22 protein-coding genes are annotated in these 21,038 nt (G+C 40.4%); 16 read left to right on the top strand and 6 right to left on the bottom strand.

Going from position 1 to position 21,038, the window contains the following annotated elements; translation table 11 throughout:
• Positions 1-105 precede the first annotated feature (105 nt).
• From ureA to BBI00_RS10100, 12 genes are all read left to right on the top strand, one after another.
• Complete coding sequence (gene ureA, locus BBI00_RS10155) at positions 106-408, top strand: urease subunit gamma (protein WP_065398656.1); 303 nt, start codon at positions 106-108, stop codon at positions 406-408.
• Positions 409-420: 12 nt separating this feature from the next.
• Entirely contained in the window at positions 421-789 is a 369-nt protein-coding gene (gene ureB, locus BBI00_RS10150; protein WP_065399701.1) for an urease subunit beta, read from the top strand.
• Position 790: 1 nt separating this feature from the next.
• Positions 791-2,512 (top strand): urease subunit alpha, encoded by a 1,722-nt coding sequence (gene ureC / locus BBI00_RS10145; RefSeq protein ID WP_065398655.1) that lies wholly within the window; start codon positions 791-793, stop codon positions 2,510-2,512.
• Positions 2,513-2,624: 112 nt separating this feature from the next.
• The gene (locus tag BBI00_RS10140) at positions 2,625-3,275 is read left to right on the top strand and encodes a hypothetical protein (protein WP_065398654.1); all 651 of its coding nucleotides are present in this window, start codon (positions 2,625-2,627) and stop codon (positions 3,273-3,275) included.
• Positions 3,265-3,774 (top strand): urease accessory protein UreE, encoded by a 510-nt coding sequence (gene ureE / locus BBI00_RS10135; protein WP_065398653.1) that lies wholly within the window; start codon positions 3,265-3,267, stop codon positions 3,772-3,774. Before BBI00_RS10140 ends, ureE begins: the two co-directional genes overlap by 11 nt.
• A gap of 1 nt (position 3,775) precedes the next feature.
• Entirely contained in the window at positions 3,776-4,465 is a 690-nt protein-coding gene (locus BBI00_RS10130) for an urease accessory protein UreF (RefSeq protein WP_065399700.1), read from the top strand.
• 150 nt (positions 4,466-4,615) lie between these two features.
• On the top strand, positions 4,616-5,254 hold the full coding sequence (ureG, locus tag BBI00_RS10125; protein ID WP_047094673.1) for an urease accessory protein UreG: 639 nt from the start codon (positions 4,616-4,618) through the stop codon (positions 5,252-5,254).
• A complete protein-coding gene (locus tag BBI00_RS10120) occupies positions 5,255-6,043 on the top strand; it encodes an urease accessory protein UreD (protein ID WP_065398652.1) in 789 nt (262 codons plus the stop codon).
• A 184-nt stretch (positions 6,044-6,227) separates the two neighbouring features.
• On the top strand, positions 6,228-6,929 hold the full coding sequence (locus BBI00_RS10115) for a hypothetical protein (protein WP_065398651.1): 702 nt from the start codon (positions 6,228-6,230) through the stop codon (positions 6,927-6,929).
• Positions 6,930-7,063: 134 nt separating this feature from the next.
• Complete coding sequence (locus BBI00_RS10110; RefSeq protein ID WP_065398650.1) at positions 7,064-7,951, top strand: urea transporter; 888 nt, start codon at positions 7,064-7,066, stop codon at positions 7,949-7,951.
• Positions 7,952-8,130: 179 nt separating this feature from the next.
• Positions 8,131-10,377 carry a TonB-dependent receptor gene (locus tag BBI00_RS10105; RefSeq protein ID WP_065398649.1) on the top strand — a complete coding sequence of 749 codons (2,247 nt, stop codon included), beginning with the start codon at positions 8,131-8,133 and terminating at the stop codon, positions 10,375-10,377.
• Positions 10,378-10,512: 135 nt separating this feature from the next.
• Positions 10,513-11,400 (top strand): helix-turn-helix domain-containing protein, encoded by an 888-nt coding sequence (locus BBI00_RS10100; RefSeq protein ID WP_065398648.1) that lies wholly within the window; start codon positions 10,513-10,515, stop codon positions 11,398-11,400.
• 273 nt (positions 11,401-11,673) lie between these two features.
• Here BBI00_RS10100 and BBI00_RS10095 read toward each other — a convergent pair whose 3' ends face one another.
• Genes BBI00_RS10095 through BBI00_RS10090 form a run of 3 tightly spaced genes read right to left on the bottom strand, consistent with a single transcriptional unit; the run spans position 11,674 to position 13,419 of the window.
• A complete protein-coding gene (locus BBI00_RS10095) occupies positions 11,674-12,780 on the bottom strand; it encodes a DNA topoisomerase IB (RefSeq protein WP_065398647.1) in 1,107 nt (368 codons plus the stop codon).
• A 9-nt stretch (positions 12,781-12,789) separates the two neighbouring features.
• Entirely contained in the window at positions 12,790-12,957 is a 168-nt protein-coding gene (locus tag BBI00_RS22955; RefSeq protein ID WP_083988471.1) for a phosphatidate cytidylyltransferase, read from the bottom strand.
• 24 nt (positions 12,958-12,981) lie between these two features.
• Positions 12,982-13,419 (bottom strand): DUF6526 family protein, encoded by a 438-nt coding sequence (locus BBI00_RS10090; RefSeq protein WP_065398646.1) that lies wholly within the window; start codon positions 13,417-13,419, stop codon positions 12,982-12,984.
• A 260-nt stretch (positions 13,420-13,679) separates the two neighbouring features.
• Here BBI00_RS10090 and BBI00_RS10085 point away from each other — a divergent pair, with 260 nt between their 5' ends.
• A complete protein-coding gene (locus BBI00_RS10085; protein WP_065398645.1) occupies positions 13,680-15,449 on the top strand; it encodes an aminopeptidase P family protein in 1,770 nt (589 codons plus the stop codon).
• 277 nt (positions 15,450-15,726) lie between these two features.
• Here BBI00_RS10085 and BBI00_RS10080 read toward each other — a convergent pair whose 3' ends face one another.
• Both BBI00_RS10080 and BBI00_RS10075 read right to left on the bottom strand, forming a co-directional pair.
• A complete protein-coding gene (locus tag BBI00_RS10080; protein WP_065398644.1) occupies positions 15,727-16,449 on the bottom strand; it encodes a ferredoxin reductase domain-containing protein in 723 nt (240 codons plus the stop codon).
• Positions 16,450-16,531: 82 nt separating this feature from the next.
• On the bottom strand, positions 16,532-17,404 hold the full coding sequence (locus tag BBI00_RS10075) for a helix-turn-helix domain-containing protein (RefSeq protein WP_065398643.1): 873 nt from the start codon (positions 17,402-17,404) through the stop codon (positions 16,532-16,534).
• A gap of 223 nt (positions 17,405-17,627) precedes the next feature.
• On the opposite strand from BBI00_RS10075, the gene BBI00_RS10070 reads away from it, so the two are divergent.
• From BBI00_RS10070 to BBI00_RS10060, 3 genes are all read left to right on the top strand, one after another.
• Entirely contained in the window at positions 17,628-18,194 is a 567-nt protein-coding gene (locus BBI00_RS10070) for a Crp/Fnr family transcriptional regulator (RefSeq protein ID WP_065399699.1), read from the top strand.
• A gap of 201 nt (positions 18,195-18,395) precedes the next feature.
• Entirely contained in the window at positions 18,396-19,421 is a 1,026-nt protein-coding gene (locus BBI00_RS10065; protein WP_065398642.1) for a saccharopine dehydrogenase family protein, read from the top strand.
• Positions 19,418-19,996, top strand: a complete 579-nt coding sequence (locus tag BBI00_RS10060) for an NAD(P)H-dependent oxidoreductase (RefSeq protein ID WP_065398641.1) — start codon at positions 19,418-19,420, stop codon at positions 19,994-19,996. The genes BBI00_RS10065 and BBI00_RS10060 overlap by 4 nt, the downstream gene beginning before the upstream one ends.
• Positions 19,997-20,279: 283 nt before the next feature.
• Here BBI00_RS10060 and BBI00_RS10050 read toward each other — a convergent pair whose 3' ends face one another.
• On the bottom strand, positions 20,280-20,915 hold the full coding sequence (locus BBI00_RS10050) for a LysE family translocator (protein ID WP_065398639.1): 636 nt from the start codon (positions 20,913-20,915) through the stop codon (positions 20,280-20,282).
• Positions 20,916-21,038 lie beyond the last annotated feature (123 nt).

Below are 21,038 nucleotides of genomic sequence, written 5' to 3'. Positions count from 1 at the left end.
GACCCGTGATATCATTCCCATTTTTACATTTTTCGAACATTTCTGTTTTGCCTTTTCAGAAGGGCAGACCAGATACTGTTTGTCCAAATTTTAAATAAAAATACTATGCACTTAACACCGAGAGAAACGGAGAAGCTTATGCTATTTCTGGCAGGCGAGCTGGCTCTAAAAAGAAAGGCGAGAGGCCTTAAATTAAACTATCCGGAATCTATAGCACTGATCAGTCATTTCCTGCTTGAAGGAGCAAGAGATGGAAAAAAAGTAGCTGAGCTGATGCAGGAAGGCGCTAATCTTCTGACTAAAGAAGATGTGATGCCCGGAGTGGCTGACATGATCCATGACGTTCAGATCGAAGCTACATTCCCTGATGGAACCAAGCTTGTAACCGTACACAACCCAATCCGTTAATCCTTAATGATTATGACACCAGGAGAAATTTTTGTAAAAGAAGGTACCATCATCTGCAATGAAGGCAGAGAAACCGTAAAAATAAAAGTGACCAACACAGGAGACCGTCCTATTCAGGTAGGTTCACACTTCCATTTTTTCGAGGTGAATAAAGCCATGAGCTTTGACCGTGAAAAAGCTTTCGGGAAGAGACTGAATATTGTGGCAAGTACTGCCGTACGTTTCGAACCGGGAGAAGAAAAAGAAGTGGAACTGGTAGAAATAGGAGGAACCAAAAAAGCAATGGGCTTCAATAACCTTGTTGACGGACAGGTAGATTCTGAAGATCAGAAAAAAGCAAGCCTTGCAAAAGTTCAGGAGTTAAACTTTAAAAATCACTAAAATGAGCTTACACGTAGACAGAAAGCAATACGCCAATATATTAGGCCCAACAGCCGGCGACAAAATCAGACTGGGGGACACTGAAATCATTATTGAAATCGAAAAAGATTTCACCCATTACGGAGACGAGGCTGTTTTCGGAGGTGGGAAAACCGTACGTGACGGTATGGGACAGAATGTGACTGCCAAAAGAGATGAGGGGGTTCTTGACCTTTGCATCACAGGAGCCGTAATTATTGACCACTGGGGAATTGTAAAAGGAGATATCGGAATTAAAGACGGGAAAATTGTAGGAATCGGAAAAGCAGGAAATCCGGATACGATGGATGGTGTATCTCCTGATATGATCATCGGTGCTTCTACGGAAGTTCATGGTGGGAAAGGATACATTGTAACTGCCGGAGGTATAGACACCCATATCCACTATATCTGCCCGCAACAGATTGAAACTTCTCTATACAGTGGCATCACAACCATGATTGGAGGTGGAACAGGCCCGAATGACGGAACAAATGCTACAACAGTTACCCCTGGTAAATTCAACATGCAGAAAATGCTTGAAGCAGCAGAAGAATATCCAATGAATTTAGGATTTTTCGGAAAAGGAAACTGTTCGGCAGAAGAACCTATTGAAGAGCAGGTGGAAGCCGGGGCTTTAGGGGTGAAAATTCACGAAGACTGGGGAGCAACGCCTGCAACCATTGATGCCGCTTTGAAAGTAGCAGATAAGTATGACGTTCAGGTTGCGATCCACACAGATACCTTAAATGAAGGTGGTTTTCTTGAAGATACAATGAGAGCCATCAACGGAAGAGTAATCCATACTTTCCACACGGAAGGCGCAGGAGGAGGCCACGCTCCGGACATCATTAAAGCAGCAATGTATCCAAATGTACTGCCGGCATCTACCAATCCTACACGTCCTTATACGATCAATACCATCGATGAGCACCTGGATATGTTGATGGTTTGCCATCACCTGAGCAAAAACATCCCTGAAGACGTAGCATTCGCAGATTCACGCATCCGTCCGGAAACCATTGCAGCAGAAGATATTCTTCATGATATGGGCGTTTTCAGTATTATGAGCTCTGACTCGCAGGCAATGGGAAGACCGGGAGAAGTTATTACAAGAACCTGGCAGACGGCAAGCAAAATGAAGGAGCAGAGAGGGGATCTGGCAGAAGATAAAGACAGCGGAAACGATAACTACCGTGCTAAAAGATATGTAGCAAAATATACCATCAACCCGGCAATTGCCCATGGTATTTCAGAATATGTAGGTTCTGTTGAAGAAGGAAAACTGGCAGATCTGGTCATCTGGAAACCTGCATTATTCGGAGTAAAACCTGAAATGATCGTTAAAGGAGGATTTGTAATTGCTGCTAAAATGGGAGACCCGAATGCTTCTATTCCAACACCTCAGCCGATCATCTACAGAAATATGTTCGGCGCCCACGGAAAAGCTAAGTTCGGAACTTGTGCCAACTTCGTATCTCAGATTTCTATTGATAACGGAACCATTGCTTCCTACAAACTGGAGAAAATGATTCTTCCTGTCAGAAACTGTAGAAATATTGGTAAAAAAGACCTCATCCACAACGACAAAACTCCTCTTATCGAAGTCAATCCTGAAAATTATAAAGTAACGGTAGACGGTGAATACATCACTTGTGAACCTGCAGAGAAACTTCCTTTAACACAGTTGTATTACTTGTTCTAAGATCAATCTTATCTGTAAAACCTAACAGGTTTTTGAAACCTGTTAGGTTTATTTAACAGCAAAAAAAATTGATCAGGCACTATGTAAAAACAATTATAGAACTAAGTTTAGAATGAAATATTTAAATAAAACTGCTTTTTCTCTTGCACTGGCCGGAATGTCTGTCCTTTCAGGAAAAGTAAATGCTCAGTTTCTGGGAGGGCACAGGCTTAAGAGTGACGAAGACGGGCCAAAAGGTCAGTTCATGGTATACGGATCATTGGATTACTCAAAAGTTACCACTCCTACAAACAGTAGCAGTACCGTTTCAAGTGCGCCACTGGGACTAGGATACTTTATTAATAATAATGACCTGATCGGGGTTAATTATGCTTACTCGCAGAACTCTGTAAATCATAATGTTGCCTATAAACAGAATGAAGCCGGAATCTGGTACAGCCCTTCACTGATGCTCGGGAAATACTTTGTACTGATCGGGCAGGTGGATGCGCATTATGTGTGGGGGCAACAGCAATCGGTAACAGCTGATGCCATGCAGAATTTTAACGGTTTCCGTCTTCGTGCCTATCCTTTGATCGGGATATTATTAGGCGGAGGCTGGGCGTTGAAATTCAAATTTGCAGAACTTTCAATGCTTCAGACCAAAACCAAAGAAGAAGGCTGGACGAAGAGCTATGTGGCAGGAATCAGTGGCTCTACTTTCGGCGTAGGCATTTCAAAAAACTTTGACTTCAGAAAAAAATCCGCTAAAGATGATCATTAATCAAACCATAGGCAATCTCACCGAAAAACCTACAGAAAAAGCCATAGATTATCTGGATCTTGAATGGTTTGAAACCACCAAAAGAATCCAGCGCAAAAAAACCAGACAGGGAGTGGATGTGGCGATCAAATTTCTTAAAGAAGGCCAGCGTCTGCGTGAAGGAGACATCCTTTTTGAGGATGCAGAAAAAGTAATAGCGGTCAACGTTCTGGAAACAGATGCGATCGTAATGGTTCCCGGATCTTTATTGGAAATGGGAACCGTGTGTTATGAAATCGGAAACAAGCATATTCCGCTTTTCATTCAGGAAGATAAAGTATTGCTTCCTTTTGAAATGCCTATGTTCAGATGGCTGGAGGCAAGCGGTTTCAAACCGGAAAGACAATCCGTAAAACTGCTGAACCTTCTTAAATCCAATGTAGAACCTCACGGACATGGCAGTCTGGGATCTACGATTTTTACCAAAATCTTAAAAATGGCTGCTCCAAAAGATGAATAATATGAACCTCAACTTCTTGTCAGGGCTGCTTCACCTTGCAGATCCTACACTGCCGATCGGTGGCTATACGCATTCCAACGGACTTGAAACCTATGTACAGGAAAAGATTGTGCATAATGTGGAGACAGCAAAAGAATTTGTACAGAACATGCTTCAGTACAACCTTAAATTCAACGACGGGGCTTTTGTGAAACTGGCTTATAAAGCCGCAGAAAAAGAAGATCTGCAGACACTTCTGAACCTTGACAATGAGTGTAATGCAATAAAATGCCCGAAAGAAATAAGACAGGCCAGTCAGAAATTAGGGCTGAGACTGATTAAAATCTTCAAAAGAAGAGAAAGCTTTCCGCTCATGGAATCCTTTGAGAAAGCAATTCAGAATAAAGAAGCCAATTCCCATTACTGCATTGTGTTCGGAGTATATGCCCATTTAATGAAAATTCCTTTATATGAGGCATTACTGGGGTTCTATTATACTTCTGTAGCCGGAATGATTACCAATGCCGTAAAATTAGTTCCCCTGGGGCAACTTGACGGGCAGGATATCTTATTCTCACTCTATCCGGTCATGGAAAAAACAGTTTGGGAAACCATGGAACTGGACAGGGATATGGTAGGGCTTTGTAATACAGCATTTGATATCAGGTGTATGCAGCACGAAAGATTGTATTCAAGACTTTATATGTCGTAAAAGATAAAAGCGCAAAAAGATAATCAAAGGCATGTAAACACCTTTTGCTGAGTGAAACGCCCTTGCGAACGGAAAATCTTCACAATCAATCAAAAAAAGATTAGCGCTCTCTGCGCTAAAAACAAACAAAAAAAGTAAAATTTAGAAAAAATGGAAAACAGAAAATATATAAAAGTAGGAGTTGCAGGACCTGTAGGCTCAGGGAAAACTGCACTATTGGAACGTTTAAGCAGAAAATTATTCGGGACTTACGATCTTGGAGTAATTACCAATGATATTTATACCAAAGAAGATGCAGAATTTATGGCTAAAAACAGTCTTCTTCCTCATGACAGAATTATCGGGGTTGAAACCGGGGGCTGTCCCCACACTGCCATTCGTGAAGACGCCAGTATGAACCTGGAAGCAGTGGATGAACTGGCAGCCCGTTTCCCGGAGATCGAACTGGTTCTTATCGAAAGTGGAGGGGATAACCTTTCAGCCACTTTCAGCCCGGATCTTGCCGACGTTACCATTTTCATCATTGACGTTGCAGAAGGAGAAAAAATTCCCAGAAAAGGGGGGCCTGGTATTACAAGATCAGATCTATTGATCATCAACAAAATTGACCTTGCCCCATATGTAGGAGCCAGCCTTGAAGTAATGGAAAATGATGCGAGAAGAATGAGAAAAGGCAATCCTTTTGTCTTTACCAACCTTAAAACGGATGAAGGACTGGATAAAGTGATCGGCTGGATCAAAAAGTATGCTCTTTTGGAAGAAATTGAAGAACCGAACCTGGTAAGATAGATGGATAGCCGTTTAAATATAATTGCAGGATTCAAGGGAGGAGAATCATATGTGAAGGATCTTTACGTTTCATTGCCTTTCAGAGTAGTTTCTGTAGGACAGAGGAAAAATGATAAGAAACTGTATCAGATGGTGATGAGCTCCTCCCCAGGAATTCTGGATGGAGACCATTACCACCTGGATGTAACCCTTGAAAAAGGATCATCTCTTCAATTGCAGTCACAGTCGTATCAGAGACTTTTCAATATGGAAGATAAAGCTGTTCAGGAGTTGAATGTGACGATGGAAGATGAAACCTCTTTTGCTTACGTTCCGCATCCCATTGTTCCTCACGAAGATTCTAACTTTAAAAGTAAATCCAGTGTTCATATCGGGAAAAACAGCCAGATCATCATCAGCGAGATCATTACGTGTGGCAGGAAACATTACGGAGAGGTTTTTAAATTGAAGCGCTTTCAGAATCTGATGGAGATTTACCATAATAACAAACTGGTTGTAAAAGATAATGTGGTCATTCAGCCGGATTTGATCCCGATCAGCAGTATCGGGAACCTGGAGCAATATACCCATCAGGGAACCTTAATCTTCTACAGCACAAAGGAGAACGTAGATAAACAGGGACTGATCGAAGAGATTGTTGAAGCAGCGGCACAGCATCATGACGAAATGGAAGCAGGAGTTTCAGCAATGGAAGATAATGGCTTTGTTGTAAGGGCTTTAGGGCATGGTGGAGAATTGATGTACAACTTTTTCCTGCATATTCAGGAAATACTCTGGTCACTCGAGTAAAAAATGAAACGCTTTAGAACTTAAAGCCATATCATTTTCCTGATAATGATCAGCGGAATCTTAAGAATCTGCGAGAGCATATCTTCAGTAGAAGCGGGCTTTAGCCCGCACAAATAAAAAGAAAACTTCCACTGGCTTTAGCCAAAACACAGTAAAGAATCTGAAACAACAGAATTAATAAAAAATGGACAGTACAGTTTGGGCGCTTCTTTTAAGTGCCGTCTCAATAAGTTTTATACATACAGCCTCAGGGCCGGATCATTACCTCCCCTTCATCGTGATTTCAAAATCCAAAAAATGGAGCGGAATGAAAACCGCAATATTAACCGTAGTTTGCGGGCTTGGGCACGTGCTGAGTTCCCTGATCCTCGGATTTATTGGGGTGTTTCTGGGCTGGCAGCTGAATAAGATCTCCTGGTTTCAGGACATCAGAGGAAATTTTTCGGGATGGGCATTGCTGATCTTTGGGGGAGTTTATCTGGTATATGGGCTCGTTCAGGCTATCAGAAATAAACCTCACAAACATTTCGATGTAATGGGGGATGATGTTTACGTTTATGAACACAATCACAGCGAAATGGTAATGCCTCAGAAAAGAATAAAGGTGACCCCACTGGTTCTTTTTATGATCTTCGTAATGGGGCCAAGCGAACCATTGATTCCTTTATTATTCTATTCCGGAGTGAAACATTCGATGTCAGAGATTGCTGTTTTGGTGGTTTCATTCACGGCGACTACCGTTTTAACAATGCTTGGAATGGTGCTTTTGGGGCGTTACGGTTATTCAACATTATTCAATACGGATAAACTTGAGAGATACATGGGAGTGGTAAGTGGTGCTGTGGTAACGGTCTGCGGAATCGGAATGGTCTTCCTGGGATGGTAAAATGAGATGCGGGTTCCGGGGTTTGAGTGTTGGAGAGTTTGATTCACCATTCACCTGCGAAGCAAAATTGACTCTTGACATTTAAAATCTCATCTCGATCAATATTTCCAATCATTAATATAATTAAAAAAACTATGGACGAATTTTTCAAAAAGCTCCCTTTTTTAGATCATATCCTAAAAGGAATCGGGCAGATCATGCTTCAGGAAAACAGATGGACGGGGCTTCTGTTCCTTATAGGAATCTTTATGGGAAGCTGGCAGTGTGGAGTGGCTGTTTTGATTTCAACAGCTGCCGGAACCTTTACAGCGATGAAGCTTAAATATAACCAGGCTGAAATAAGTGCAGGATTATATGGCTTCAGCGCAGCGCTTGTAGGAGTAGCATTGGCTTTTCTGTTTGATGCCACAGCTCTGATCTGGATTCTTATCATTTTGGGCGGGGCCCTGGCAGCTGTTATTCAACATTTTTTTATGCGGAAGAAAATTCCGGTATTTACTTTTCCTTTTATCGTAATCACATGGATACTGGTATTTGCACTGCATCATTTTACCCATATTCCGCCGTCTGCCATGCTGAGTGCAGAGGTGGTTCCTACGCAATATGATGATTTCCTTACCTGTACCAATGGGTTTGGTGAGGTGATCTTTCAGGGAGGAGTACTTTCAGGAATTATTTTCTTTCTTGCTGTTTTTATCAGTTCACCTGTTGCTGCTTTATACGGGTTGGCAGCATCTATCCTGGGGGCAGGATTATCCCAATGGAATGGTGAACCTGTAAAGGAAATTCATATGGGACTTTTCGGATTCAATGCCGTTCTTTCTGCCATTGTATTTTCTGGAGTAAAAAGAACAGATGGACTGTGGGTGCTGATCGCTGTTCTTATAACGATCGCAATCGATGATCTTCTGATTGACAACCATTGTCTGGATGCCGTTGGAGGGGTGTTTACCTTCCCATTCGTAGCAGGCACATGGATTACACTTTTAATTCAAAAAATATTTCTTAAAGCTAAAGCATAGACCTGGATTTAAGGGTTCTTGAGTTTGAGACAGGGAATATTAAAGTTTAAAATAATTATTCTTTCATTCACGATTCACTTGTGAAGCATAACTGAACATTGAAATTTAAACTAAAACATCTCTTATCTCTTATCTCTCATCCCTTATCTCTTATAATTTATAATTTAATAAAACAAAAAATGAAAATAACTAAAATAGCAGCCGTATTTCTGGTAATGGCGTTCAGTGGAAAAATGATGGCACAGGAAACAGAAAAACAGTTGTTAATCAAAGATGCAGATGACAAATTTCCAATTGCGGATGCGTTGGTGAAATACAACCAGGGAAACAGCCACACCCACACAGGAACAGACGGTACTTTTGCCATTCCGGTAAAATCCCTTCCTGATACACTGGTGATCAGCCGTCAGGGATACGATGAGGTAAAATGGGTAATGACCAATGAGGACGATAAAAATAAAGTTATTTTTTTACAGCATAAGCCTTTTCAGATCTCTGAAGTAGCCATTAATCACAGTTCGTTCTTATCAGCAATAACAAAAGTTGATCTGAATAAATTTCCGGTAAATTCAGCGCAGGATTTGCTGAGAAAAGTACCGGGATTGTTCATTGCACAGCATGCCGGAGGAGGAAAAGCCGAACAGCTTTTTTTAAGAGGGTTTGATGCTGACCACGGAACAGACGTAAGCGTCAATGTAGACGGAATGCCCGTGAATATTGTTTCTCATGCCCACGGACAGGGATATTCTGATTTGCACTTTGTCATCCCTGAAACGGTCAACAATATCGACTTCGGTAAAGGAGCTTACTATATGGATCGTGGTGACTTCAATACCGCAGGGTATGTTGATTTTCAAACCTATAACGGATTGAAAAACAGTATGATCAAACTGGAAGGAGGTTCTTTCAATTCAAAAAGAATCCTGGGAATGTTCAATATCCTTCATGATGACCTTGGAAGAAGAAATGCTTATGTGGCAGCAGAATACAATTATACCGACGGTCCTTTTGATGTCAGGCAGAACTTCAACAGAGTGAATATTTTTGGAAAGTATAATCAATGGCTTACCGATAACGATTATTTCAATATCCAGTTCTCAACTTTTAATTCTTCGTGGAATGCTTCCGGACAGATCCCGGAACGTGCAGTAGACCAGGGAATCATCGGGCGATGGGGAAGTATAGATCCTACCGAAGGCGGGAAAACCTCAAGAACCAATCTTCAGATGAACTTTAAGCATATCATTTCCTCATCTGAGCAGATTGATGCAATGGCCTTTTATTCAAAATATAATTTTAACCTGTACTCTGACTTTACTTTTTACTTAAAGGATAAAGATCATGGAGATGAAATACAGCAGACTGACGGAAGGAATATTTACGGAGCCGAAGTAAAATATACCAAAAGCTTCGCTCTTCTCAACAGCTCACTGAACTGGATCTCAGGGATAGGTTTAAGAAATGATGATATCAGTACATTACAGCTGAACCACGTTTACCACAGAGATTTACTGCTTGACAGGATGTCTGATGTAAACGGTACGGAAACCAATCTTCATGCGTACTCAGGTTTAGTCTGGAAAACAGGAAAATGGACAATTAATCCTGCAGTAAGGGTTGATCACTTTATTTTCAATATGCACAACCTGCTGGATCCTGAACAATTACCTTCCGGGCAGTCAAAGGAAGCAACAAGAGTAAGTCCTAAACTTAATTTCTCTTATGCTCAGAGTGACAATGTAATGTGGTTCCTGAAAACAGGGATGGGATTCCATTCCAATGACATGAGGGTAGTGGTGACCAATAAGAATGAAAATACACTTCCTTATTCTGTCGGTGCCGATTTCGGGGTAAGATTGCATCCTTTCAGATCATTGATTATTACCCCTGCAGTATGGTTTATGGATCTGCAGCAGGAATTTGTATATGTAGGAGACGATGCCGTAGTAGAACCATCAGGAAAATCAAGACGTTTCGGGGCAGATCTGGGAATCCGTTTCCAGCCGTTGGAAAACTTCTATCTGAATGCAGATATCAATTATTCCCATGCCAGATTTACCGGAGAAGAAAAAGGCCAGGATTATGTACCGCTGGCACCGGTAGTTACCAGCACAGGATCGGTTAACTGGGATTTTCTTCATGGCTTTTCTTTAGGACTTCAATACCGTTACCTTGGTGCCAGACCGGCCGTAGAAGACAACAGCATCAAAACGAAAGCTTATTTTGTGAATGATCTGATGCTTTCCTATAACCGTCAGAAATGGGGAGCCAATATTCAGCTCAATAACCTTTTCAATGTAAAATGGAACGAAGCCCAGTTTGCAACAGAAACACAGCTGAAAGGAGAGGCAGAACCTGTTACGGACCTTACGTATACCCCTGGAAGTCCTTTTGGAGTGAGGGTAGGCGTGTATTATAAGTTTTAGATTGAAAGAGTGAGAGGATTTGAGAGCCTTAGAGTTGGAGTGTAGAGCAATGTTCAAATGAACTCATTCTCAAATTTTCAAATCCTTTCTCTACTTTATAAATTTTGTATAACTTTAATTATCATAATATCGGATATGGAAGTATTATCCAATTTTCAATATAAAAAACTTTTTCTTCCGAATATCACGGAGAAAATATTAGCCAATAATGCGGATATACAGCTTTACCGTATCGAAAACTACCTTAAGGGAATTCTGATGCCGGTGATTCCGTACCGTACAACCTTTAATTTTATTATTTTCGTTACAAACGGACACATCAGACAGTATCTTGAAAACAAAGAATACCACGCTGAAAAAGGAGGGGTGATCTTTATCAAACAGGGAACCATTACGGCTACCGTAGAGCTTTCTGATGATATTGAAGGTTTTTTCCTGGCCTACGAAAATAATATCCTCTCCGAACAGGAATTGCCCAAACATAAAAGCAGTATTTTTTTTATGACCCCTTTCCTGAATCTGGACAGTCTGACCTACGGGACGATTACTCAGCTTTTACCCATCATGGAGCAGGAATTATGGCTCAATAATCTGAATATTAATCATGTGGTGATTACAATGCTTCACCTTATTCTCATTAAAATGCTGAGTACAGATTCAGATACCCATCACAAATCTGCAACCCGCCCGATGGAGCTCTCTCTTCAGTTCCGGGATCTGCTGTTCAAATACCATGTCGGTGAAAAGCGGGTGGCTTTCTATGCCGATAAACTGTCTGTTACAGAAAGTTATCTGAATAAATGTGTGAAAGGAGTGACCCAGAAATCTCCGAAACAATGGATCAACGAGATTGATATCAATTACAGCAAAGCACTGCTGCATTCAAGCAAAGATATTGCAGAAATTGCTTATGAACTGAATTTCCATACCGCTTCCCATTTTACCCAGCTCTTCAAAAAAATTGCAGGAATTACCCCGAAAGAATATAGAATCCAGTTTTTAAATAATAGAGTTGTGGGATAGGTTGGGTGTTTGGAAGTTTGATGCTGGAAGATTGATACCGGAAGTATTGCCAGACGGTATGGCTGTGAATTTTATTTGAATCAGGTGGATAACATCCGCTTCATCAAATCAGGCACAGTTGATTTACCCTTTGCTCCCTAAAATATGCAGTATCAAAAATAAACCCTTTGCGTTAAAAAAACTGCACCTCATTCAGTAAAATATAAGATCATTGAGTTTTTAAAACCTCAATAACTTCCAGCTTCTGACTTCCTTCTTCCAGCCAACAGAACACTACAGTTTTTCGTTTTCCAGGATCTTCAGAACAAGCTTTTCTTCTTTGGTAAGGCTGGCTTTTCCATCGTTTTCCTCTATCACATCCAGCTCATCAAGGTATTTTTTGATGGTATTATTTTCATACAGGTTGATGACCAGAGGATGCACATAATATTTCCGGCATACGGCAGTGGTATTGCCAAGATGGTCTGCTACGATATCCAGGGCTTCCTTTACCTTCTTTTTATATTCCGTGTTATTTTCTGCATACCCGATCTCTTTAAATGCGATCAGGGCACTTACCGTTCCGGACCATGTCCTGAAATCTTTAGCCGTAAAATCTTCACCGCTTATTTCTTTGATATAATCATTCACCATTCCGGAATCTACAGAATGCCGGTTTCCTTCATCATCAAGATACTGAAAAAGTTCCTTTCCGGGAATATCCTTGCACTTCTGAACCAGCCTTGCCAGTTTTTTGTTTCTGAGATCCACATGGTGCATGACTCCCTTTTTTCCTTTGAACGAGAAGATGATTTTCTGCCCCTTTACTTCTACGTGTTTATCTTTTAAGGTTGTCAATCCGAAAGATCCGTATAACTTTTCATAGACATTGTTCCCGATACGGATATTGGTTCTCTGCATAAGGCTGACGATCAGAGCCAATATTTTACGTTTTTCAAAATTCCGCAACGCAAGGTCCTGTTCAATATGAAGTCTCATATTGGGTAACGCATACCCGAACTGAAGCATCCTGTAAAATTTTGTGTGATTTCGCAAGGCACTCCATAAAGGGTGATAGCGGTACTGCTTTCTTTTCTTTACATCAAAACCTGTAGCCTGAAGATGGCCGTTTTCCAGAGCACAGATCCATACGTTTTCCCAGGCCGGAGGAATGACCAGCTTGTTGATCCTTGTGATTTCATCCTTATCCCGGATTTTTTCTCCGTCTTTGTAATAAGAATATTTCTTCCCTGTTTTCTTACGGGTAATCCCGGCTGTGTCTGCATCGGTAGTATATACAAGGTGTACCGCCTTTGCAGAAGCTTCCGGGTCCTTCATGATTTTAACAATTTTTGAAGGCTTTAAATGAGAAATGATCTCTACCTCTGTATTCTTCTCCATACAAAATGGTTAAGAGTTTTTACCCCTCGAAAAAATAAGTAAAAGAATTGCTGCAATGATACAGACTAAGAGAATTCCCCACCACATTCCGGCTTTAAAAATCGTTCCTACGGCCTCACAGCTTGTTAATGTCAACAAGCTTAATATCGTCATACTGTAAATGCTCCACTTTTTCATAGCTTACTGTTTTTTTGGTATGTATTAAATTCTGAGCAGGTCAGGTTTCCAGTTTTTGATTGATCTCTTGATCTCGTCTCCTGAAATATTTTCATGAAGAGCCCTGTACAGCAGCTCTTTAAATTCATCATCATAGGTAAACCTTAAGGCAGCAATCTGGTCAAATCTTAGTTTATCTGCAGTTTCATCAGATCTTATATTGAAAACTTCATAATAACGCTGCTTAAACTCAAGAATCACCATACGGTTTTGAAGTCCCAAAGCATAATGCTGTCTGGTCATTATTGCCAGGTAAAAAAGCAGGAATATTACAATAGAAAATAAGATCCAGGTCAGTTGGTTTTCACGGTCATCCCATATTTTATAAATTCCGGAAATCTCCAATAAGATCAGGATCGGTAAATAAACAAAATGATGGGGCGGATAAAATTTCCTGTGGTTTTTGTAATTCTGCTGTTTCATAGGAAATAATGCAGCAATAATCCTTCCAAAATTTTATTATTTTAATAATAGTATTGGTTTTGTGGTATGGATTTTATTTTTTTGTGGAAATATATGAATTGGTAATAAGCTTTTATGATCTCCCTTGCCAAGAAAAATAAGTTCTCTGCATCCACAATCATAATTCATTCAAAATAACAGTTTATAGAGGAAAATAGAATATTTATTTCATCTTTTAACTTCAAATTTTTCGTAACTTTCGGTGTTTAAAAAAGAAAAGAATGACTTCAAAGGAAAAAGTTGCTGCGCTTCGTGTAGAAATGCAGAAAAATAATGTTGATGCATTTATAGTATATTCTGCAGATCCGCATATGAGCGAGTATCTTCCCGAAGAATGGCAGGAGAGAGCATGGCTTTCAGGATTCCTGGGTTCTGCAGGTTTTGTGGTGGTTACAAAAGATAAAGCCGGTCTTTGGACGGATGGAAGATATTTTACACAAGCCGCTATCGAACTGGAAGGTTCAGGAATTGACCTTTTCAAAGACGGAATGGAAGGAACCCCGAATTATATCGACTGGATCATTTCTGAAATTCCCGCAGGAGGAAAAGTGGCTGTGAATGCTTTAGCTGCTTCTAATGCTAACTGGGAACTGCTTACCCAGAAGTTGAATTCAAAAAATATCAGCCTGGCAGATCTTCCGCTTTTAAAAGAAGTTTGGAAAGAGAGAGGTACGGCATCAGCCAATCCTATCTACGCCCATCCTGTAGAAAGAGCTGGAAAATCCGTTGCAGATAAAATTGCTGCCATCCGTCAGAAAATGGAGGAGCAGGAAGCTACGGTGCATATTATTTCCAGTCTGGATGATGTAGCCTGGACGCTGAATTTGAGAGGAAGTGATGTAGACTGCAACCCTGTCTTCCTGGGATATATCGTTATTACTAAAAATGATGCGGTTTTGTTTACAGGACTGGAAAAAATGGACGTAGAAGCCAGAAAGCAAATGGACGATTCTTTCGTAAAGATGATGCCATACGAAGAGTTCTACAACTACCTGAAAACATTCAAAAATGAAAAAGTGCTGGTTTCTCCCAATACGAACCAGCAGATATTTGCTACGCTACAGGCAGAAAATCAGTTTATCAAAGCTCCGGTTCCCGGAAATCTGATGAAAGCACAGAAAAACGAAGCTGAGCTGGAAGGATTCAGAAAAGTAATGGTAAGAGACGGGGTAGCAATGGTGAAATTCCTTTACTGGCTGACGCAGAATGCCGGCAAAGAAGCAATGAATGAATATTCTATCGGTGAAAAACTGAGAAGCTTCCGTGCTGAAGGAGAAAATTTTGTGGGAGAAAGCTTCGGCTCTATCATAGGATATAAAGATAATGGTGCCATCATGCACTATTCTGCCAAGAAAGAAGGAAGTAAAGAAGTTACCAATGAAGACACGATCCTTGTAGATTCAGGAGGCCAGTATCTGGAGGGAACTACAGATATCACAAGAACTTTTGCATTGGGAACAGCTTCGGATGAATTTAAAAGAAATTCAACATTGGTATTGCAGGGGCTGATCCGCTTATCTATGGTGAAATTCCCGAAAGGTACCAAAGGCGTTCATCTGGATGCTATCGCAAGACTTCCTTTATGGATGGAAGGTAAGGATTTCAACCATGGAACAGGACATGGAGTGGGAAGCTTCATGAACGTTCACGAAGGACCTCAGAATATCAGAAAAGACCTAAACCCTCAGGATCTTCTTCCGGGAATGGTATGTTCAAACGAACCCGGATACTATTTGGAAGGCCATTACGGAATCCGTCATGAGAACCTTATTGCGGTAAAAGAAGCAGAGAAAACCATTCACGGAACATTCTACGAATTTGAAACATTGACGTTCTGCCCGTTCTTCAGGGATACCATAGTGAAAGAAATACTTTCAGAACAGGAAATTGCCTGGCTAAACGCTTATCATAAGACCTGTGAAGAGAAACTGGCACCTCATCTTGAAGGTGATGTTAAAGAATGGTTCCTGCAATTGGTAAGCCCTCTTTAATACAACCGTATAAAGCAGGGATAAAGCCCAAACTTTAAACCCTGAACATAATAATTGTTAGATCATCTAAAGTCCTGTAAGCTTTCTTGCAGGGCTTTTTCTTTTATGCAACCGTATTTTTACGGATATTTTTTTAGGGATTTTCCTGATTGCCAAAAAAAGTGCTCTGCCTATCTTTGTACCAACACAAACATCATTCATATCTTCATATAAATAACTCAATCAATTCAAAACGGTAGAAATCATCTCGTCCTGAGATGATTTTTTTTGGGGGATATTAGAGCCCTTTTTTCCCTTTGATCCAGTAAGCCTGTGATCTGATACATCTGGAAGAGACACCTTTTGCCTTAAGGAAATTTCTTACAGCAGGCATTCTTGTCCCGTTTCCGGTAAGGTAAAAGGTAACCTGATCATGATCCACAGCCTGTTTTTCTTCTTTCAGAAATCCGGTAAGCACTTCAATGATATCCATTGTGTTGTTTTTAGGGGTATGATAGCCATATAAGCCCAGCTCTTCCAATACAGCCGGAGTTTCCAGCTCGTGAAGGCATACAAAGGTCTGTTTCAATTCTTCAGCAGCCTGCTGTATGGAAAGTGAACTTCCCAATGACGTTTCATCCCCTATGGAAAAATGAATCTGAGTGTCAGGCTCAAAAAAACGTTTTCCCCTTGGCATTAAAATTTTTACAGATTGACCTCTAGCCAGTTGATTGACAAAACTATTGCCCGCAGCCTCATGATCATGAAGATGGAACAGGACATCAAAAGTATTGGTTATTGTGTTGAAATTGAAAGGAGAATAGTTCCGGAAATCCCTGTCATTAACTCTTATTCCAATGGCATAGGCCGGTTCAAAATGAACATCCTGAAGATCTGCGGCAAAACGTATGCAGCACAGATGATCAGTGATTTTTTTTATTTCAGTAACGGTACAGTCTTTAAATTTTGAAGACCATACATTTTCCACCGTATCATTGATCCATTTAGGTAAACTAGGCATAAGTATTTTTTATTGCAAAGGACGCTTCAAAACAGATCAGTACCGATAGCTTTTTCAGGGTAATAGTTGGACTATTCGTGGTTTATCCCTGGTTTTTATTGCTCGCCCTGAACTGTGACGGAGACTGCCCCTCCAGTTTGGAAAATAAACGGCTGAAATAGGTATGATCATTATACCCCAGTTCATAAGCAATTTCTTTTACGGTAAGATGGGTGAAAGCTAAGAGTCTTTTGGCTTCTATTAAGACTTCCTGATGAATATAATACTGGGCAGAATTTCCTGTGACCTCACGGATAACTTCCGTCAGATACCCCCGGGAGATATGTAAGGATTCAGCATATTCTGATGGACTTTTCATTGTTTTGAACTCTTTTCTTACCAGAATCCTGAATGCCCTTGTCAGTTGGGAAGAACGCTTTTCAGCCAATATTTCAAGGGAATTTTTACGGAGATAGAGATGAGAAAACATTCCCATATAGGCATTGAGCAAAGACTGAATGACCAGAAAACCCTCCCTGGAAGCCAGTGCATCATCTGTACAGTAGCTCTTTAGCAGGCTGGCAGCAGCGTGTATTTTTTCTGTCCAGTTTTGATCTAAAGGCAAGGGGAGGATTTCCACCAGAGACTCTTCAAATACGGCACGCACTACATCAGGTACACTATCTGTTTTTACAGCAACGAACCATCCTGAGACGTTCTCCATCAGCAGTCCCTGATGTACCTGTCCGGGAAGCACACAGAAAATGGTGGCACCTCTGGATTCAATAATCTTAAAATCTACCATCATTCTTACATGGCCGCTTTCCATACAGGTGAAAATGTAATGACTGTCCCGGTGTACTCCCTTATCGATAAGGAATTCTTCATGCTTTTCAGTACGTTTCTCTATTCTTTCCACTAAAAAGTTATGCTGAGAAACATCACTGAGGTCATAAGTGGTAATCTTGTGCTTCATTATATACAAAGTTATGATATATCCTAAAATGGATGATGCGATTTTTATCATTTGAAGCAATAACGAAAGATTTCCGGTGTGATAGAAAGATCCTGTAACTCATGGGTAAACAGGTTCTTTTTATTTTAAGAATTAATGATCCTCTGTTCTGAGCCGGTTTCATAAAGAATTAATAAATATTTGACTATTTTCGCCATGATCAATTGAAACCCGTGATACAATGATGATAAAGGACTATTTTCAGAGTTTTAACCTTTTTTCTGAAGATGAAATTAAAGAATTCCTACAGCTTTTCGAGTTGAGAAAAGTCAGTAAAAATGATTATTTCATCCGCGAAGGTGAGCGGTGTAAAGAAGTAGGTTTCATACAGTCCGGTATTTTCCGTTCCTTTTATATGTCTGATGATGGGAAGGATATGACTTATTGCTTCAGGTTTCCCAATCACATGATTGCAGCCTATTCTTCATTTATTTCAGGAGGTCTGAGTAAAGAAAATATGCAGGCTATTACTGATGCAGAGGTGTTGGTACTGAAAAAAGAAACAGTGGATGAATGGGTACAGGATCACGTGAACTGGACCCGCTTTGTAAAGATCATTGCCGAACAGGAATACCTTGAGCTTGAGACCCGTTTTTTCCAGCTTCAAAGGGATAGTGCTGCCCAGCGCTATTCCACATTGCTGAGCAATCATCCTGATTATATTCAGAATATCCCACTGCAGTATCTGGCTTCTTACCTTGGCATTACCCAAAGACACCTGAGCCGGATCAGAAAAGAAATTACTTTTTAGAAATTATATTTCCCACAGCCGGAAATCCCGCATAAGCCATGAATGAATATTTTTCTTCTTATTTGTGAATTCCGCAAATCTCCGATAGAATCATATGTAAACTCATTGCCTATGTTCCTATGTTGTTAGATAGCTTGCTTCCTTTTAGACATTTGTCCTGTTTCAGGGATCGGCTGCTCTGTAATTTTGTCAAAAAAACATATGGAACACAATATTCTGATCATAGGCGGAAACGGGTTAGTAGGGAAAACAATTTCGCGTATTCTGAAATCAAGAAACCCTCAATTCAACATCTTTATTGGCGGGCGTAAAGGAGGAAAAACGGGAAATGACCTGAAAATAGACGTTACGGATCCTGCTACTTTTAAAACCATTACCGGTAAAAAGATTCATCTGATCATTCTTTCCGTGAATGATAAAAATGATCATATCCTTCAGTTTGCAATAAAGAACCATATTGACTACCTGGATATTACCAAACCGACGCCGGATCTTGTAAAAGCTTATGGTCTTGCCAAAAACCGGGAAATAGGGAGTAGAGTGGTCTTCAGTTCCGGATGGATGGGAGGGATTGTTCCCGGACTTGCCGGTACACTTTCACACAATGCAGATGATATCCGGGAAATAAAACTTTTCGTGTATTATTCTGTAAAAGATAAAGCCGGGGAAAGTTCAGCACACTTTATGGCTGAAAATGTAGCTGTTCCTTTTCATGAGTATAAAAATGACAGGCCTGTTGCGATCCGGCATTTTCTAAACACTGAAGTTTTTGACTTTTCTTTTGGAATAGGAAAGAGGAATGCCTACAATTTTGACGTTCCCGATCTCTATATTTTAAACCGGATTGAAAGAGTACCGGATGTAAGCGTTAAAATGACTTATAATTCTAAATTTATCACCTGGTTATTAGGCAGTTTCCAATATCTGAGAATCTTTAGTATTTTATCTCTAAAAGAAAGAAAAATGATTTTCGGGTTAAGTGGAAACGGTGATCAGTCTGTCTTCGAAATTGTAGTGAAAGATAAAAACGGATCAAAAAAACTAAGTCTTCAAAGCACACAAGGGCAGGCCGAACTTACAGCTCTCTCAGCGGTGCTGCACACAGAAGAACTGTTGAAAAATCCGCATGAAAATAAGGTGTACTTCAGCCACCAGCTGCATGATCCCTTATCATTACTGGAAAAACTTAATGCCTATGAGACGATCAATATCAATGTTGCCCCATGAAAAAAATAGCCATCATCAACGGGCATCCGAATAAAGATTCCTTTAATTTTGGGATTGTGGATGCTTATAAAGCCGGTGCCAGGGAATCAGGCGCTGAAATAAAAGAAATTGCTATTGCAAATCTCCGTTTTGATCCCAATTTACGTTTCGGCTATCAGAAAAGGATGGAACTGGAACCGGACCTTGTCAGAGCCTGGGAAATCATTCAGTGGGCAGATCATCTGGTTTGGGTACATCCGGTTTGGTGGGGAGGTTTGCCGGCCCTTACAAAAGGATTTATAGACCGGCTTTTTCTTCCCGGTTTCGCTTATCAGTACAGAAAAAATTCTGTATGGTGGGACAGGCTTTTGAAAGGAAAAACGGCCCATATCATGACAACCCTTGATCAGCCTGGCTGGTATTACCGCCTTATGTACGGTAGGCCAAGCGTCAATCAGTTAAAAAAATCAACCCTGGAATTTTGTGGCGTAAAACCGGTAAAAGTAACCTATATAGGAATCATCAGAAATTCTGAAGATGAGCAGCGGAGTAAATGGCTGGAGAAGGCTAAAGGACTGGGAAGAAGGTTGAAATAAATCAGTAATCCGTGTAAATACCGGGTTGTAAGATTGCGTATTTATACGGTTAGGCATCCGGAACTTTAATCTGAAATTTGTGACATGGCTGTAACGCAGTTATACAGTTCAGATTTTTATATGAATATACATCAGAGTCCGGGGCAGGATATCATGCTGTTCCGGATTTTTATTTATAGTAAAAGAAAGAGACCTTATTATCAAAAATTCCATATTCCGGAACAGCAGCCTGTAATACTTTCGGACTGCTGTTTTATTATGTTTCGGTAATGTTTTAAGATCACTATTTCGCTTTTGAAAATGCCATTTTCACAGCCAGATAAGTCAGAACACCGGCCATAAACCATTTCTGAGCCCTGATCCATGCCGGATTATTGGAAAAAAATAAAGCAACCCTTGCTGCAGTAAGGACAATCAGGAAATTGACACTAAAGCTTACGAGAACCTGAACTGCGCCAAGTTCTAAACTCTGAGTGAATACAGATCCATATTCTGGTTTAATAAACTGCGGGAAAAAAGATAAATAGAATACAGCCACTTTCGGATTCAGTACATTGGTTAGAAATCCGACGGTGAAAAGCTTTTTAGGACTGTCATGTGAACCATTGTGATCTACCTCAAAAATATTTTTGCTTTTGGGCCTGATCGCCTGATAAGCCAGGTATAAAAGGTAAACGGTTCCAATGGTTTTGAGAACCCCATAAGCGAACGGAACAGCCAGCAAAACAGCCGTAAGGCCAAACGACACCATAACGATATGAAATAAAAATCCGGCTACCACACCGGCTAAAGAAATAAATCCGGACTTCTTTCCCTGCGTGATTGATTTTGAAATCAGGTAGATCATATTAGGTCCCGGGCTGATCACTAAGACCAGAGCCACCAGGATGAAGAATGAAAGTTCTTGAAGAGGAATCATAATAATTTTATGCAAAGGTGTCATTAATTAAAATAAGGGACAATACTTTGGAAATGATTCATTAAAATTTTCTGCTGAAAATTATGATCTGACCGATATTACGGTTTGTATTGTATTTTAAGT

This window comes from Chryseobacterium arthrosphaerae (assembly GCF_001684965.1).
GTDB lineage: Bacteria > Bacteroidota > Bacteroidia > Flavobacteriales > Weeksellaceae > Chryseobacterium > Chryseobacterium arthrosphaerae.
This window is presented reverse-complemented; position numbering and strand designations above follow the sequence as displayed.

Coding starts and splice junctions, on each gene's coding strand:
- BBI00_RS10085 (WP_065398645.1), top strand. CDS start 13,680: ATGACTTCAAAGGAAAAAGTTGCTGCGCTTCGTGTAGAAATGCAGAAA.
- BBI00_RS10100 (WP_065398648.1), top strand. CDS start 10,513: ATGGAAGTATTATCCAATTTTCAATATAAAAAACTTTTTCTTCCGAAT.
- BBI00_RS10110 (WP_065398650.1), top strand. CDS start 7,064: ATGGACGAATTTTTCAAAAAGCTCCCTTTTTTAGATCATATCCTAAAA.
- BBI00_RS10095 (WP_065398647.1), bottom strand. CDS start 12,780: ATGGAGAAGAATACAGAGGTAGAGATCATTTCTCATTTAAAGCCTTCA.
- ureA (WP_065398656.1), top strand. CDS start 106: ATGCACTTAACACCGAGAGAAACGGAGAAGCTTATGCTATTTCTGGCA.
- BBI00_RS22955 (WP_083988471.1), bottom strand. CDS start 12,957: ATGAAAAAGTGGAGCATTTACAGTATGACGATATTAAGCTTGTTGACA.
- BBI00_RS10075 (WP_065398643.1), bottom strand. CDS start 17,404: ATGAAGCACAAGATTACCACTTATGACCTCAGTGATGTTTCTCAGCAT.
- ureG (WP_047094673.1), top strand. CDS start 4,616: ATGGAAAACAGAAAATATATAAAAGTAGGAGTTGCAGGACCTGTAGGC.
- BBI00_RS10120 (WP_065398652.1), top strand. CDS start 5,255: ATGGATAGCCGTTTAAATATAATTGCAGGATTCAAGGGAGGAGAATCA.
- BBI00_RS10070 (WP_065399699.1), top strand. CDS start 17,628: ATGATAAAGGACTATTTTCAGAGTTTTAACCTTTTTTCTGAAGATGAA.
- BBI00_RS10130 (WP_065399700.1), top strand. CDS start 3,776: ATGAACCTCAACTTCTTGTCAGGGCTGCTTCACCTTGCAGATCCTACA.
- ureB (WP_065399701.1), top strand. CDS start 421: ATGACACCAGGAGAAATTTTTGTAAAAGAAGGTACCATCATCTGCAAT.
- BBI00_RS10140 (WP_065398654.1), top strand. CDS start 2,625: ATGAAATATTTAAATAAAACTGCTTTTTCTCTTGCACTGGCCGGAATG.
- BBI00_RS10115 (WP_065398651.1), top strand. CDS start 6,228: ATGGACAGTACAGTTTGGGCGCTTCTTTTAAGTGCCGTCTCAATAAGT.
- BBI00_RS10050 (WP_065398639.1), bottom strand. CDS start 20,915: ATGATTCCTCTTCAAGAACTTTCATTCTTCATCCTGGTGGCTCTGGTC.
- ureE (WP_065398653.1), top strand. CDS start 3,265: ATGATCATTAATCAAACCATAGGCAATCTCACCGAAAAACCTACAGAA.
- ureC (WP_065398655.1), top strand. CDS start 791: ATGAGCTTACACGTAGACAGAAAGCAATACGCCAATATATTAGGCCCA.
- BBI00_RS10080 (WP_065398644.1), bottom strand. CDS start 16,449: ATGCCTAGTTTACCTAAATGGATCAATGATACGGTGGAAAATGTATGG.
- BBI00_RS10105 (WP_065398649.1), top strand. CDS start 8,131: ATGAAAATAACTAAAATAGCAGCCGTATTTCTGGTAATGGCGTTCAGT.
- BBI00_RS10065 (WP_065398642.1), top strand. CDS start 18,396: ATGGAACACAATATTCTGATCATAGGCGGAAACGGGTTAGTAGGGAAA.
- BBI00_RS10090 (WP_065398646.1), bottom strand. CDS start 13,419: ATGAAACAGCAGAATTACAAAAACCACAGGAAATTTTATCCGCCCCAT.
- BBI00_RS10060 (WP_065398641.1), top strand. CDS start 19,418: ATGAAAAAAATAGCCATCATCAACGGGCATCCGAATAAAGATTCCTTT.